This is a genomic window from Deinococcus sp., from assembly GCF_025362455.1.
Taxonomy (GTDB): Bacteria; Deinococcota; Deinococci; order Deinococcales; family Deinococcaceae; genus Deinococcus.
The window spans coordinates 1-13,454 of the sequence record NZ_JANYGJ010000264.1 but is presented as its reverse complement, the minus strand read 5'-3'; the positions used below and the strand labels follow the sequence as shown (position 1 = coordinate 13,454).

Here is a 13,454-nt window from a genome sequence, read left to right as displayed (position 1 = left end):
AACAGCAGCGCGGAGTTGAAGTCGGCGTCGGGCCAGAGCGCCGCGTGGGGCGGCAGCGTGTTCACGTCCAGGGCCTGCGCCAGCGCCGCCGCGATGGCGGGGATGTGGTGATGCTCCCAGCACACCAGCACGTCCTGGCCGGACTGAACACACAGCGCGGCGCTGACCAGGCTGGCCTCCTGACCCTTTGGCACCGGCGTCTGGACCGTCAGGCCGAGTCGGCGGGCCAGCGGCGCGATGGTCTCACCGGGGCGGTGCAGGCTGCCGTCAGGGTAAGCGGGCGCGAACAGGGCGGTCGGGCGGACGAACGGGGAGCGTACCGCGTCCGCGCTGAGAGCCGCCGCCAGCGCTCCGGCCCGTTGCCAGCCACGCGGAATCAGCGACTCTGACTGCGCCTGCCCCTGCTCGTTGACCCCGAAGGTGGGCTGAGGGCTACCGGGTTCGCTGGGTTTCTCGGCGTGGCGAAGAATGGTGATCGTGCGCGGTGTAGTGGTCATCTGAGTGCTGTTCTAAGTATCTCCTTGTAAAGCTTTAGCTTTACCGAGCGGAGCGAGTGAGGAAGAAAGTATGTCCTGGCGGGAGTGGAGGGATGGAGCGCTGTTTGCGGAAGCCCGAAATGTTAGCAAGGACATACTTAGCGCATGCCAGCCGGGGAAGGGCGAACCTCCAGCCGGTCTACGCCCCTACCGCCTCGCCCGTCACGGCCCCGACCAGCGAGCGCCAGCTCTGCACGGCGCCGATCTGCACGGTGACGAAGCGCTCCAGCGCTCGCCAGACGCCGGGGCGCTGATCTCGCGGCAGCGGCGCGTCCATCAACGCCCGGACGCTGCGGCGGGGCACCTCGCGCAGAAATTCCAGCCGTTCCGGCGGGTGCGGCGGCTGGGTCGAACACATCCGGCACAGCAATTGCCCGCCCAGCGGATCGGGCGAATTAGGATCGTCTGCGCCGCAGCGCGAGCAGTGGCGGGTGCGCGGCACGAACCCGGCCAGCGCCAGCAGCTTGTAGCTCATCACCAGCGTCACCCATTCGGGGTCATGGTGGTGCGACACGCCGCGCAGGGCGCCCGCGTACAGCTCAAAGGCCTGAGCCGAGAATTCACCTTCCTGAAACAGCGTGTCGGCCAGCTCAGACAGCAGATGCGCGTAAGGGTGGCGCTCCGGCTCGGAGAGTTTGGGCAGCGCGCCTTCCAGAATGCTCTGCTGGACCGTCGCCAGGTCGCTCTGCGGCGTCTGGTAGAGCTGCACGCCGACGTGGTGAAACAGGTTCAGTCGGCTCGCCTGTGGCCCGCGCACGCCGCCGCGAGCGATCGCCTTGATCTTGCCCTGCGGCGTCAGCAACGTCACGATGATGTCGCCCGCAGGCGTGACCCTGCGCCGCATGACGATGCCTGACCGGTTGGCGCTACGTGATTTCACTTAGAGATTCTAGCGCCTGGAGAGGGTTGAGGGGGCGTGTGGGTTACGGTTGAGGGCTGGCGCCCGGCTTGTGACGCGTGGCTTGTGGGGAAAGGCAGGGGTGGGGGAGCTGACACAGGGGCAGAGCTGACACATGGGCAGAGTGCTGAAGCTCAGAGGCGCCACCCAAGCGATACATCCAGCCCCCACCGCCCCAGTTGCCCCAGCCGCCCCTCTACAATGAAGGCAATGAGTCTCGTCATCCTCGATTTCGGAAGCCAGTACACCCGCCTGATCGCCCGGCGCTTTCGTGAACTCGGCGCCTACAGCGTCATCTTGCCCGGCAACGCCACCCTGGAGCGCATCGCGCAGGAGAACCCAACAGGTCTAGTCCTCTCCGGTGGCCCCAGCAGCGTCTACGACGAGGCCGCGCCTCGCCCCGCCGAGGGTGTCATGGACCTGGATATTCCAGTGCTGGGCGTCTGCTACGGCATGCAGTTCCTGGCCCAGCACGCGGGCGGCGAGGTCAAGCGGGCGGGCAGGCGCGAGTACGGCAAGGCCGACCTGACCCGCTACAGCGGCCCACTATTTGGGGGCATTCAGGGTGAATTCGTCGCCTGGATGAGCCATTCCGACAGCGTGGTCAGCCTGCCGGGCGGTTACGAGATCGTGGCCGAGACGGAAGACACGCCCGTGACCGCCATCGCCAACGACGCGACGCGGCGCTACGGCGTGCAGTTTCACCCGGAGGTGGTGCATACCCCCAAGGGCGGGCAACTGCTGGCCAACTTCCTGACCATCTGCGGCGCCAAGCGCGACTGGACCGCCGAGCACATCGTCGAGGAACTGATCGAGGGCGTGCGTGCCCAGGTCGGCGACGGGCGGGTGCTGCTGGCGATCTCCGGCGGCGTGGACAGCTCCACGCTGGGGCTGCTGCTGGCCCGCGCCATCGGCGAGAAACTGACGGCAGTGTTCATCGACCACGGCCTGCTGCGATTGGGCGAGCGTGAGCAGGTCGAGGCGGCCCTGAGACCCCTGGGCGTGAATTTGGTCACGGTGGACGCCACCGCCGAGTTCCTGGGCGCCCTGGACGGCGTCAGCGACCCCGAACTCAAGCGCAAGATCATCGGGCGCGAGTTCATCCGGGCCTTCGAGCGCGAGGCCAGAGTTTACGGCCCCTTCGATTTTCTGGCGCAGGGCACCCTGTATCCCGACGTGATCGAGTCGGCGGGCGGGCTGCACAGCGACAAATCGGGCGCGGCCAACATCAAGAGTCACCACAACGTCGGCGGGCTGCCGGACGACCTGGCCTTCAAGCTGGTCGAGCCGTTCCGGACGCTGTTCAAGGACGAGGTGCGCGCCCTGGCCCGGCTACTCGGCCTGCCCGAAGCGGTGCGGATGCGCCACCCCTTTCCCGGCCCCGGCCTGGCGATCCGCGTGCTGGGCGCCGTCACGCCCCAGAAGCTCGACATCCTCAAGCGGGTGGACGATATTTTCATCTCCGGCCTGCGCGAGTTCGGGCTGTACGACAGTTGCTCTCAGGCGCTGGCGGTTCTGACCCCGATTCAGAGCGTGGGCGTCATGGGCGACGAGCGCACCTACTCGTTCACGGCGGCGCTACGGGCGGTGAGTACCGACGACTACATGACCGCCGAGTGGGCGCGGCTGCCGTATGACTTCCTGGCGACCATGAGCAACAGAATCGTGAATCAGGTGCATGAGATCAACAGAGTGGTGTACGACATTACCGGCAAGCCGCCCGCGACGATCGAGTGGGAGTAGGAGATATTGACAAATTCAAGTTGCTAATGCACGTCTCAGGCGGCAGCTCCACCTTTCTCTCGTCGCCCGGCTTGACCTCAATGTCCCCAGCACCACGCCCGGTGCGCGAATCAGCTAACCGGCATCGTCTCGGCCCTCGATTGGAGATTCACAGAACACATCCTTACCATGCTACATTGAGCTGTAAGGAGAAACTTCATGCGAAGCTCACTCACCAGCAAAGGCCAGACGACGGTTCCCAAGCGCATTCGCGAACAATTGCACCTTGAGGTCGGCGCCGAGGTTGACTGGACGTTGCAGGCAGACGGAACCGTGATCCTGCGTCCGGTGACCGGCCCGGAGAATCCTTTCCTGGCGTCGCTGGGCGCTTTTCCGCTACCCGCCGGGCTGAGCACTGAAGCGTTCATGGAGGATCTGCGCGGCCCACGGGAACCGGGAGACCGGGGCGGCCCCGGCGCACAGATCGTCAGCCTGGATGAGTTTCTGAAGCCTGCTCCTCCGTGATGGTCGCGCTGGACACCAATATCCTGATCGACCTCTGGAACAGCACCGTGCAGGGCCGCAACAATGCCGCCACGTTGAACCGCTTGAGGCTGAGCAGCGTGCAACTGATCGTCTGCGGCGTGGTGTACGTGGAGCTGCACGCCCATCCAGGTATGACCAGAGCACTTCTTCAGGCTGAGCTGGGACGGCTGGACATCCGAATCGACGCCGTGACTACTGCGCCCATCTGGGACGAGGCCGCCAGGGCACACCAGGACGCCAGCCAGCGCCGACGCGCCTCCGGCAACCCGCTGCCCCGCAGGCCCTTGCCGGATCACCTGATCGGCGCACACGCCCAGCATCGTGCCGACGCCCTCCTCACACTGAATGTTGCTGACTTTGGCGATTTCCCGGCATTGACGGTGCTTCCCGCCTGAGGTCTTGGCGCTTCACGCCCGCTCCAGCCTCGCCCACGGCTCAGGCGGCAGCACCACTCCAATCGCGTCGCCCGGTTTCACGTCGCCGCTCGCCAGCACCACGCCCATCACGCCCGCTTTGCGAACCAGCCGCCCTGTATCGTCGTGGCCCAGCACGGCGCTTCCCATGTCTATCCGTGAGCAATTGTGTCTTGAAACGGGTTCAGCACTGGACTGTACATTGGAGGCCGACAGCACGCTGGTTTTAAGCGTGGTTTGCACGCCCAGCGCCGCGCCAGTGCCTTAGAGCAGATGTCATAAAAAGACCCTTTTTATGACCGAGCGGAGCGAGTGGTGTTGACTGAGCAGGACGCAGAATGGAGGCGCGGGGAGGCTGTTTTTCCCGTGGCGTAATTCGGAGTACTGCTAAAGAAACATCCCCACATTCACCCCGAAAAACGCCGCCAACGCCCGCGCATGAGCCGCTGTGAAGTTCCGCTTGCGCCTGAGCAACTGGCTGATAGTAGCCTGCTGAATCCCGGTGGCGTCGGCCACTTGCTGCTGCGTGAGCTGCCGCTGATCCAGATAAAACGCCAGCATCATCGGCCCGTCCGCATCAGGAATGGGGGAGTGCTGGGCCTCATACGCCAGGATGCGGTACATCAGGGCGTCGGCCAGCGGAGCTAAGGGGTGGCCGGGCGTCTCGCCCTTCTCCCGGTCTAGTGCCCGTAGAAACGCAGTAGACCGGTCCAGATCTGCTGCACTGTCAATCAGCATGAAGGCTTCGGGGGCCAGGGCTTGGAGGTGCTGGGTCGCTGCCGCAACATCTGAAAAGTTGGTCATACTACGGCCTCCAGGCGTCGTACTGCTTATGTGTCAGAACGGCTTCAACGTAAAAGCGCTGGCCGTCAAAATTCGGCTCGACGATCAAGCGGTATTTATTGCCGCCGATGTCGAAGACGATGAAACCCTCCACCCAGTCAGCACTGGCAAAATCTGCCTTGACTTCAGCAAAAGAGCCGTACTCACGGGCGCGAACCTGTTTGTACCAGGCCCTGAGCGGCGTTTCGGCGTCTGGGTACTGTGTCCAAAACGCGACCAGCGCTGCCAGGGTGAGCGCGTTCATACCCATACACTGATTATTTCCTTTTGCTATAATTATGTCAAGGGGTAATATCTGGCTTGAGCTGTCGTCCGCTCTTCACACCCGCTCCAGCCTCGCCCACGGCTCAGGCGGCAGCACCACTCCAATCGCGTCGCCCGGTTTCACGTCACCGCTCGCCAGCACCACGCCCATGACACCGGCTTTGCGAACCAGCCGCCCGGTATCATCTTGATCGAGCACGGCGCTCAGCAATCCCGGTCTGACATTCTCGATCTGGGCACACGGATTGCGCAGCCCGGTCAGCTCGATCACGGCGGAGCCGATCTGTAGCCGCGTACCCACCGGCAGCTCCAGCAAATCAAGTCCCCGCGTGGTGATGTTCTCGCCCAGTTGCCCGGCCTCAATCTCGAAGCCCCGTGCGGCCAGCTCACTGAACAGTTCGGCGTGCATCAGATGGACCTGGCGCAAGTTGGGCTGCTCCGGATCGGCGGCGACCCGCGAGCGGTGCTGGACCTTCACGCCGCTGTGGGCGTCGCCCTCCACGCCCAGGCCCGCGATCAGACGAATGCCCGGCTGCGCCAGCTTGCTGAAGCGGTGCCCGCCGTCCCGGCACACGGCCATGACATGACCAGTCAAATCTGGCCGACCCGCCTGTTGACCCTCGTTCATCTTCGGGCTCACCGCTCTCCAGTATGCCCCTTTCCGGGTGAGGGCGTGGTGGATTTTTTACCTGACGCCTGGCTGACGAGCGGCCTATCATGAGCGCACCGAAGAGGGCCACTGCCATCCAAAGTCCCTTCTGTCGGCACGGAGGAAGTTCTGTGAATATCTACAAGCTGAGTGGACGCAACGTCGATGTGACCGAGGCCCTGCGCGAGTATGTAGAGAGTAAGCTGACCCGCTTGGACCGCTTCAACGGTCAGATCACCGACGCCCGCGTGACCCTGACCGTGCGCGATGTGCGGGACGCCGGTCGAAGAAACCGCGTCGAGGTCCAGCTCAACGTGCCCAACGGGATCATCCGGGCCGAGGAACACCACGCCGACATGTACGCCGCCATCGACAAGGCCGGTGACGTGCTGGAGCGCCAGCTCCGCAAATTCAAGACCCGCATCATGCGCCACCGCAGCGAGGCGCCCATCGACGCCGCGCCGACGCCCGCCGACAGCGGCGACGACGTGAGCGAATTCAGCCCCGAAATCGTGCGCCAGAAGCGCTTCGACCTGCGCCCGATGTCCGCCGAGGACGCCGTGACCCAGATGGAAGCCCTCGGACACGACTTCTACGTGTTCCTGAACATGACCACCAGTTCCTGCGGCGTGGTCTACCGCCGCAAGGATGGACATTACGGCCTGATCGAACCGAGCTGAGGACAGGAAGCGTGGGCCGGGGCCGGGCGGAAGCGCTGGCCCCGGCTGTTCTACACCCCCTCCATCACCGCTCGCGCACTGGCCTGGTCGCGTGCCAGTTGGGCTTTCAACTCCTCCAGGCCGCCGAATTTCTGCTCGGCCCGGAGCAGCTTGAAGAACTTGACGCCCAGTTCCTTGCCGTACAGGTCGCCGGAAAAATCCAGCAGATTGACCTCGAACCGGAGGGTCAGGCCGCTGACGGTGGGCCTCGTGCCGATGTTGGCCATGCCGATGTGGTCCTCGGTGACGCCGCCCGACTCGACCTGCACGCGCACGGCGAAGACGCCCCTGGGCAGCGCCTTGCCTTCCGGCACCTGCAAATTGGCCGTCGGGTAGCCGATGGTCCGGCCCAGCCGGTCACCGGCCACGACCACGCCCTGAGCGCTGTAATGGCGGCCCAGAAAGCGCCCGGCGCCCTCCACGTCGCCGAGTTTCAGCAGTTCGCGGATGCGGGTACTCTTGATGTCCTGGCCGCCCAGGCTGTGCATCGGCAGGGCGATGACGTCGCGGGTCACGGTTTTCAGGTCGTGCAGGTTACCCTCGCGGCCCCGGCCAAAGTAGAAGTCCTCACCGACCACCAGGGCGCGGGGCCGCAGGCTGCTCAGGTCGCCCAGAAATGCCGACTTGGGCCGCGCCGCGAACTCGGCGGTGAACGGCACGGCGATCACCTCGTCGATACCGTAGCGCTCCAGCAACTCCAGTTTTTCCGGCAGGGTAGAGAGAAATTCCACGCCCTGGGTCAGCACCCGCGTCGGCGGATCGAAGGTGTAGACCAGGCACGGCACCCGGTAATGCCGCGCCCGCTCCTTGAGGCGGCCCAGCAGCGCCTGGTGGCCCAGATGCACGCCGTCGAAGGAGCCCACCGCCACCACGGTTTCGGTATCGGGGCGCTGGGTGGTGGACACGTAGGTCTTCAAGGCGCCGCCTTCACGGGCGTCCGCCGTGCGCGTCCACGGTGGGGCCGCTGACCGTCTGCGAGGCGGGCGCGCCGCTCAGGGCCAGCAGCGCCGCCGTCACCGTCGAGGCCGCGCCCAACAGGGTGCCGCCGCGCAGGCCGCTCAGCACCGCCTCAGGCTTGAGCCACACCACCTCGATCTCCTCGTCCTCGTCCATCTCCAGGCGCGACTCGCGGGGGTTGGTGGCCCTGAACACGTACAGTTCTTCGTCGCAGAACCCTGGGCTGGTGTAGAAACGGGTCAGCAGCGTCATGTCGGCGTCGAGCCCGGCCTCTTCCTGGAGTTCGCGGCGGGCGGCCTGTTCCGGGCTCTCGCCCTCGTCAATCAGTCCGGCGGGGGCCTCGGTGGTCACGGCGTTCACGGCGCGGCGAAACTGGCGCACGCACAGCATCTCGCCGGAATCGTTGAGCAGCAAGACGGCGACGGCGGGCCTGTGGCGCACCACCTCCCACTTATGCTCCTGCAACTCCAAGGAGACGATCTTGCCGCTGTAGATGACGTCGGTTCCGGGGGCGTCTGCACTCATGCTCGGAGTGTAGCAGCGCCGCCAGGCCAGGTAGGAGCGCTACCTATAACGTGAGCACGGCAACGTGAACACAGCAACGTGAACACAGCAACGTGAACGGGGCCAGCAATGCGTGCCTGGCCCCGTTTCGGTGGTCGTCCGCTCAGCTCCGGTCGACCTGGCGCAAAAAGGCCGGAATGTCGTAGTCCTTGGGATCGTACTGGCTCTGGCCACCGCCGCGCGTGCGGACCGTCGAGGCCGGAATCGGGTCCAGGCGTCCACCGGTCAGGGCGTGCGCCGCCTCGTTAAAGCCCGTGGCGATGACGGTCACGCGCACCTCGTCTCCGGCGTTCTCGTCGAAGCTCACCCCGAACAGCATGTCGGGGTCGTCGAAACCGGTGGCGTCGCGGATCTTCTCCACGATCTCGTGGGCGTCGTTCATGGCCAGGTCGTAGCCGCCGGTCACGTTGACCAGGATGCGCCGGGCACCCTCGATGCCGCGCTCCAGCAGCGGGCTGTTGATGGCGCTCGACGCGGCCTCCTCGGCCAGTTTATCGCCCCGGCCTGAGCCGATGCCCATCAGCACGGCGCCCGCCCCGGAGAGCAGGTTGCGCACGTCGGCGAAGTCCACGTTGATCATGCCCTCGACGTTAATCACGTCGCTGATGCCCTTGACGCCGTAGTACAGCACCCGGTCGGCGATCAGGAAGGCGTCGCGGAACGAGACCTTCTTGTCCACGGCGGTCAACAGCTTTTCGTTGTTGACCACGATCATGCCGTCGACCCGCTCCTGGAGCTTGATGATGCCCTCGTCGGCGACCTTGCTGCGGCGCGGCCCCTCGAACTTGAAGGGCCGGGTCACGATGCCCACCGTCAGGATGTTCATCTCGCGGGCGACCTCGGCCACCACCGGCGCCGCTCCAGTGCCGGTGCCGCCGCCCATTCCGGCGGTGATAAAGAGCATATCGGTGCCTTCGAGGTACTCCTTGATGCGCTCGCGGTCTTCCAGCGCGGCCTTCTCGCCGACTTCGGGGTTGGCCCCGGCGCCCAGCCCACGGGTCAGCCGGTCACCCAGTTGAATCCGCACCTCGGCGTGGCTCTTGGCCAGCACCTGGGCGTCGGTGTTTCCGGCGATGAACTCCACGCCTTCGAGTCCCGACTCGATCATGCGGTTGACGGCGTTGTTTCCTGCTCCACCCAGGCCGATCACACGAATTCTGGCCGCTTGCATCAATTCTTCTCCTCTCGCTCGGAAGTCTGGCTTCCGTGTGTCATTTGGTTTCAAGCAGCATACCGCTTTGGCGCAGGATACAACCTCGCGGCGCCCGGTGTGGCGCATGAACGGTGAGATGACGGGGCGAGACGTCAAGCAGACAAGCCTTCAGACAGGCGAGACTACACCCGTGCTGAATACACTCGATGTTGAACATTCGGCGCTGAACATTCGGCATTGTAGACCAGGCCGGGGCTGATGGGTCAGAGTCTGAATAGACCACTGACGGTAGACCACTGACGGCCCGCTGTCCGGATACGCTGAACACGCCGACCTGAATTCAAAATAGTGCGCCTGACACGCCGGACATCTGGTTCCTGAGCTGCCGTGAGAGGTGGGGCGCACGGCCCTCATCTGCCGGTTTCGGTGGGGCTTTGTTCGACATCCAACAGCGCCGTTTTACGACGGGAAAGGCCCCAGCGGGTCTGCCGGGGCCTTGGTCAACCAGTCTTGCCTGTGTGCTGGCTCAGTTCCGACCTACAGCACGCGCCGGGCACTGACGTAGCGGCTCGACCAGTAGGGGTTGGACAGGTTGTCGATCATGGTGCGGCCATAGTAGCTGTTGGCGTTGGCGAACTGGCCGCCGCCCAGGTAGATGGCGACGTGCGAGATGCCGCGCCCCATGGTGTTGAAAAACATCAGGTCGCCCGCCTGGAGCTCACCCCGGCCCACGCCGTAACCGCTGCGCGACTGGGCGGCGGCGGTGCGCGGCAAGCTCAGGCCCATGCTGCGGTAGACCGCCATGGTGTAGCCGGAGCAGTCCAGACCCCAGTTGCCGGTGCCGCCGTGGGCGTAGCGGATGCCCAGAAAGCGCAGGGCCGCCGTGCGGACGTAGCCATTGCCGCGCGACTTGGCCAGCGGCGTTTTGGCCACCGGGGCATCGGTGCTGGCGACGGCTGCCGGTGCGCTCGCCTTCTGGGTGTTCTGGGTGCCTTGGGCCGTCACTGCGCCGCTATTCAATTTCTGTCCGACCTGGAGCGTGCTGCTGCTCAGGCCGTTGCGCTTCATCAGGGTCTGGGGCTCGACGTTTAGGGCCTGGGCGACGCTGGTGAGCGTGTCCCCCGGCGAAACGGTATAGGTGGCGGCGGAGGCGCTCGTGCTCAGGGCGGCCAGGGTCAGGAGGATTTTGAAGGCGTTCATTAACGTCCATCAGTTTATCAGCCGGGTCACTTTGTCCTGTTCAGCCTCGTCTCAGGGAAGGGTTGTGCGCCTCTGGGCCAACGCCGGGGCCGGTTTTAGACCCGCTCTGGTTGGACTGGATACAACGTACGGCTCATACTTCTCACTCATCTGCTCAAATGTAAGCTTTTCGGTGTAGACGTGTCAGACGTGCTCGGCCATCTGGCTTAAGCTGCAAGATGAGTCATCACTCATTTTTCACATGCTTTGACGGGGAGAGTTCATCATCTTTTGAGAGATCGACACAGGGTTGACACCAGGCGGTGACGACCCAGCGCCAGGAGCCAGAGCCAGGGTCGGGGGGGTCTCAGTGATGCACGTATCTCTCTCATAAACTGAGCGACACCGATGAAGACAGCGTTGTTGGCTCCTCTCCCCCTGCGGGAGAGGCTGGGAGAGGGGTAGCGTAAACGCTCTCCCAGCGCGGTTCAAGGAAAAAGACATCTGGCGAAAGTCGGCGTAGAAACGAAGAGGAGAGACTTGCGTGCATCACCCAGCGGGAGGGCGGCCCGGCCCAGGACAAGGCGCCCCAGGCCGCCCGCTTCCGCTAGGCTGGGCGCATGAGCCTCCACCTGAACGCCGCTCCCGGCCAGATCGCCCCCACCGTGCTGCTGCCCGGCGACCCGCTGCGGGCCCAGCACATCGCCCAGACTTTTTTTGAGAATCCGGTGCAGCACAACAGCGTGCGCGGCATGCTGGGCTTCACCGGCAGCTACAAGGGCCAAGCGGTCTCGGTGCAGGGCACCGGTATGGGCATGGCGAGTGCCGGAATCTACATTCACGAGCTGATTCACGGTTACGGCGCCCAGACGCTGATCCGGGTCGGCACCTGCGGCAGCTACCACGAGGGCGTGCAGGTCCGCGACCTGATTCTGGCGCAGGCGGCCTGCACCGATTCGAACATCAACAACCTGCGTTTCGGGGCCAGCAACTACGCGCCCATCGCCGATTTCGGCCTGCTGCTGGGCGCGTATCAGTCGGCCAAGGCACGCGGCGTCAGCGCCCACGTCGGCAATATCCTGTCGAGCGACACCTTCTACCAGGACGATCCGGACCGCTACAAGCTGTGGGCACAGTTCGGGCTGCTGGGCGTGGAGATGGAAGCCGCGCAGCTCTACACCCTGGCCGCCAAATTCGGTGTGCGGGCGCTGACGGTGCTGACCGTCTCCGATCACCTGGTCACCCGTCAGGCAACCAGCGCCGATGAGCGCCAGCAGACTTTCGATCAGATGGTGGAGGTGGCGCTCGACGCGGCCCTGGCGCCCGTCTGAGTCAGGCGCCCGTCTGAGTCAGGCACCCGTTTGGGTTATCCAGCCCAGGCCCGCACCACCTTGAACGCCTGACCGTCGCCGTCGACCACCGCGACCAGCTCACCTTCCAGCAGCACCAGAAAGCGGCCTGTGCGCTCATCGGCGGGCCGTTTGCCCTGCCGCAGTTGCAGCGCCAGCTCGCGGCTGGCCTCGATGACCGGCAGGGCCAGGGCGCCCAGTTCGCTCAGGCCGGATGCCTCGCTCAGTGCCTCCAGCGCCACCGCCTGACTCAGATCAAAGCGTCCGGCGCGGGTGCGGATCAGGCCCGACAGGTGCGCGGGCACACCCATCATTGCGCCCACGTCGCGGGCCAGCGAGCGCAGGTAGGTGCCGCTGCCCACCCGCGCCCAGACGAGCAGCGTGGGGAAATTGCCCAGCGCGGGCGGCAGCGTGATGGTTCGGGGCATGGTCTGGTCCCCGTCCGCCACCGCCCAGCGCCCCTCCGGCGTGGCGGAAAAACTGCGCGGGGCGGCGTTCAGATTGTCGTACAGGCCCAGCAGCCGGAGTTCGTGCAACTCCACGCTGCGGGCCGGTAAATCGAGCTGCCCTCCGGCGCGGGCCACCGCGTAGGCCCGCACGCCGCCGACCTGGAGGGCGCTGTACTGCGGCGGAATCTGCTGCTGCGGCCCCAGGAAGGTGTTCAGCGTGCTCTGAATCTGGCCCGTGCTGAACGCGGGGACGCTGGCCTGCTCACAGATCGGCCCCTCGGCGTCGAGGGTCGGGGTGGCGGCGCCCAGGCTGATGAACGCCAGGTAATCCTTGGTGTCGCGCTCCATGAACTGCACGACTTTGGTGCTCTCACCCACGCACAGCACCAGCACGCCCGTCGCCAGCGGATCGAGCGTGCCGGTATGGCCCACCGCCCTGGTGCCCAGCCGCCGCCGGGCACGCCCCACCACGTCGTGCGAGGTCAGCGTCAGCGGCTTGTCGACGACGTAAATCGGCATGGCGATCAAGCTAGCATGAGAACCTGACCGGGACTCGGCTCCCCAGAGGGCGGCCACGCCGCAGGTCCAGCATCACAGCGGTCCAGCATCACAGCCGTCCAGCATCACAGCCGCCGGAATCACAGCCGCCGGAAATCAGTGCAGTCAGGCTCTACTATCGGGTCATGCCCTCTGCCCACCCGCTCACTGCGCCGCTGCTGGCCGGGGACCGCCGTTCACTGGCGCAGGCCATCACCCTGATTGAGTCCTCGCGCCCTGAGCACCAGGCGCAGGCGCAAAGCCTGCTGGCCGAACTCCTGCCGCACGCTGGGCACTCGGTCCGGGTGGGCCTGAGCGGGGCGCCGGGCGTGGGCAAATCGACCTTTATCGAGGCGCTGGGTGTGCGCCTGGCCGACGCGGGCCACCGGGTCGCGGTGCTGGCGGTGGACCCGTCGAGTGCCCGAACCGGCGGCAGCATCATGGGCGATAAGACCCGCATGCCGCGCCTGACGGTGCATCCCGGCGCCTATATTCGGCCCAGCCCGGCGGGGGGCAATCTGGGCGGCGTGGCGAGGCGCACCCGCGAGGCCATGACGCTGTGTGAGGCGGCGGGCTACGACGTGCTGCTGATCGAGACGGTGGGTGTGGGCCAGTCCGAAACCCAGGTCGCCGCCATGACCGACTGTTTCGTGCTGCTGGCCCCCCACGGCGCCGG

The 13,454-nt window shown here is 65.5% G+C and carries 16 protein-coding genes and 1 pseudogene; 6 read left to right on the top strand and 11 right to left on the bottom strand.

Going from position 1 to position 13,454, the window contains the following annotated elements:
* Together Q0R23_RS18095 and recO are read right to left on the bottom strand one after the other, a co-directional pair.
* On the bottom strand, positions 1-497 hold a 497-nt coding region (locus Q0R23_RS18095; RefSeq protein ID WP_293915340.1), incomplete at its 3' end, for a hypothetical protein.
* Between the two features lie 178 nt (positions 498-675).
* Positions 676-1,416: a DNA repair protein RecO gene (gene recO, locus Q0R23_RS18090; RefSeq protein WP_293915338.1), complete on the bottom strand. Its 741-nt coding sequence runs from the start codon at positions 1,414-1,416 to the stop codon at positions 676-678.
* A 228-nt stretch (positions 1,417-1,644) separates the two neighbouring features.
* Between recO and guaA the strand changes: the two genes are divergently transcribed.
* The 3 genes from guaA (at position 1,645) to Q0R23_RS18075 (ending at position 4,097) form a co-directional block, all read left to right on the top strand.
* The gene (guaA, locus tag Q0R23_RS18085) at positions 1,645-3,177 is read left to right on the top strand and encodes a glutamine-hydrolyzing GMP synthase (RefSeq protein ID WP_293915336.1); all 1,533 of its coding nucleotides are present in this window, start codon (positions 1,645-1,647) and stop codon (positions 3,175-3,177) included.
* A 198-nt stretch (positions 3,178-3,375) separates the two neighbouring features.
* Positions 3,376-3,681, top strand: a complete 306-nt coding sequence (locus Q0R23_RS18080) for an AbrB/MazE/SpoVT family DNA-binding domain-containing protein (protein ID WP_293915334.1) — start codon at positions 3,376-3,378, stop codon at positions 3,679-3,681.
* Positions 3,681-4,097, top strand: a complete 417-nt coding sequence (locus tag Q0R23_RS18075; protein ID WP_293915342.1) for a type II toxin-antitoxin system VapC family toxin — start codon at positions 3,681-3,683, stop codon at positions 4,095-4,097. Before Q0R23_RS18080 ends, Q0R23_RS18075 begins: the two co-directional genes overlap by 1 nt.
* Positions 4,098-4,109: 12 nt before the next feature.
* On the opposite strand, the gene Q0R23_RS18070 is transcribed toward Q0R23_RS18075, so the two are convergent.
* From Q0R23_RS18070 to Q0R23_RS18055, 4 genes are all read right to left on the bottom strand, one after another.
* Positions 4,110-4,265 (bottom strand): hypothetical protein, encoded by a 156-nt coding sequence (locus Q0R23_RS18070; protein WP_293915332.1) that lies wholly within the window; start codon positions 4,263-4,265, stop codon positions 4,110-4,112.
* A gap of 237 nt (positions 4,266-4,502) precedes the next feature.
* Positions 4,503-4,919, bottom strand: a complete 417-nt coding sequence (locus Q0R23_RS18065) for a helix-turn-helix domain-containing protein (RefSeq protein WP_293915330.1) — start codon at positions 4,917-4,919, stop codon at positions 4,503-4,505.
* A gap of 1 nt (position 4,920) precedes the next feature.
* The gene (locus Q0R23_RS18060; RefSeq protein WP_293915328.1) at positions 4,921-5,202 is read right to left on the bottom strand and encodes a type II toxin-antitoxin system HigB family toxin; all 282 of its coding nucleotides are present in this window, start codon (positions 5,200-5,202) and stop codon (positions 4,921-4,923) included.
* 75 nt (positions 5,203-5,277) lie between these two features.
* Positions 5,278-5,802 carry an MOSC domain-containing protein gene (locus Q0R23_RS18055; RefSeq protein ID WP_293915327.1) on the bottom strand — a complete coding sequence of 175 codons (525 nt, stop codon included), beginning with the start codon at positions 5,800-5,802 and terminating at the stop codon, positions 5,278-5,280.
* Between the two features lie 200 nt (positions 5,803-6,002).
* On the opposite strand from Q0R23_RS18055, the gene raiA reads away from it, so the two are divergent.
* Entirely contained in the window at positions 6,003-6,551 is a 549-nt protein-coding gene (gene raiA / locus Q0R23_RS18050; RefSeq protein WP_293915326.1) for a ribosome-associated translation inhibitor RaiA, read from the top strand.
* A 50-nt stretch (positions 6,552-6,601) separates the two neighbouring features.
* Here raiA and ribF read toward each other — a convergent pair whose 3' ends face one another.
* The 4 genes from ribF to Q0R23_RS18030 form a co-directional block, all read right to left on the bottom strand.
* The gene (gene ribF / locus Q0R23_RS18045) at positions 6,602-7,507 is read right to left on the bottom strand and encodes a riboflavin biosynthesis protein RibF (protein ID WP_293915324.1); all 906 of its coding nucleotides are present in this window, start codon (positions 7,505-7,507) and stop codon (positions 6,602-6,604) included.
* Positions 7,508-7,517: 10 nt separating this feature from the next.
* Positions 7,518-8,072, bottom strand: coding sequence for an NUDIX hydrolase (locus tag Q0R23_RS18040; RefSeq protein ID WP_293915322.1), 555 nt, complete (start codon positions 8,070-8,072; stop codon positions 7,518-7,520).
* A 142-nt stretch (positions 8,073-8,214) separates the two neighbouring features.
* Positions 8,215-9,282, bottom strand: a complete 1,068-nt coding sequence (gene ftsZ, locus Q0R23_RS18035) for a cell division protein FtsZ (protein WP_293915320.1) — start codon at positions 9,280-9,282, stop codon at positions 8,215-8,217.
* A gap of 519 nt (positions 9,283-9,801) precedes the next feature.
* Complete coding sequence (locus Q0R23_RS18030) at positions 9,802-10,464, bottom strand: LysM peptidoglycan-binding domain-containing C40 family peptidase (protein WP_293915318.1); 663 nt, start codon at positions 10,462-10,464, stop codon at positions 9,802-9,804.
* Between the two features lie 599 nt (positions 10,465-11,063).
* On the opposite strand from Q0R23_RS18030, the gene deoD reads away from it, so the two are divergent.
* A complete protein-coding gene (deoD, locus tag Q0R23_RS18025) occupies positions 11,064-11,774 on the top strand; it encodes a purine-nucleoside phosphorylase (RefSeq protein ID WP_293915316.1) in 711 nt (236 codons plus the stop codon).
* Between the two features lie 35 nt (positions 11,775-11,809).
* On the opposite strand, the gene truB is transcribed toward deoD, so the two are convergent.
* Positions 11,810-12,760 carry a tRNA pseudouridine(55) synthase TruB gene (gene truB / locus Q0R23_RS18020; RefSeq protein WP_293915314.1) on the bottom strand — a complete coding sequence of 317 codons (951 nt, stop codon included), beginning with the start codon at positions 12,758-12,760 and terminating at the stop codon, positions 11,810-11,812.
* A gap of 164 nt (positions 12,761-12,924) precedes the next feature.
* On the opposite strand from truB, the pseudogene Q0R23_RS18015 reads away from it, so the two are divergent.
* Positions 12,925-13,454 (top strand): annotated as a pseudogene (locus tag Q0R23_RS18015) (GTP-binding protein); the annotation flags it as partial.

Coding starts and splice junctions, on each gene's coding strand:
- guaA (WP_293915336.1), top strand. CDS start 1,645: ATGAGTCTCGTCATCCTCGATTTCGGAAGCCAGTACACCCGCCTGATC.
- Q0R23_RS18030 (WP_293915318.1), bottom strand. CDS start 10,464: ATGAACGCCTTCAAAATCCTCCTGACCCTGGCCGCCCTGAGCACGAGC.
- deoD (WP_293915316.1), top strand. CDS start 11,064: ATGAGCCTCCACCTGAACGCCGCTCCCGGCCAGATCGCCCCCACCGTG.
- Q0R23_RS18075 (WP_293915342.1), top strand. CDS start 3,681: ATGGTCGCGCTGGACACCAATATCCTGATCGACCTCTGGAACAGCACC.
- Q0R23_RS18065 (WP_293915330.1), bottom strand. CDS start 4,919: ATGACCAACTTTTCAGATGTTGCGGCAGCGACCCAGCACCTCCAAGCC.
- Q0R23_RS18060 (WP_293915328.1), bottom strand. CDS start 5,202: ATGAACGCGCTCACCCTGGCAGCGCTGGTCGCGTTTTGGACACAGTAC.
- truB (WP_293915314.1), bottom strand. CDS start 12,760: ATGCCGATTTACGTCGTCGACAAGCCGCTGACGCTGACCTCGCACGAC.
- Q0R23_RS18040 (WP_293915322.1), bottom strand. CDS start 8,072: ATGAGTGCAGACGCCCCCGGAACCGACGTCATCTACAGCGGCAAGATC.
- Q0R23_RS18055 (WP_293915327.1), bottom strand. CDS start 5,802: ATGGCCGTGTGCCGGGACGGCGGGCACCGCTTCAGCAAGCTGGCGCAG.
- Q0R23_RS18070 (WP_293915332.1), bottom strand. CDS start 4,265: ATGGGAAGCGCCGTGCTGGGCCACGACGATACAGGGCGGCTGGTTCGC.
- ftsZ (WP_293915320.1), bottom strand. CDS start 9,282: ATGCAAGCGGCCAGAATTCGTGTGATCGGCCTGGGTGGAGCAGGAAAC.
- Q0R23_RS18080 (WP_293915334.1), top strand. CDS start 3,376: ATGCGAAGCTCACTCACCAGCAAAGGCCAGACGACGGTTCCCAAGCGC.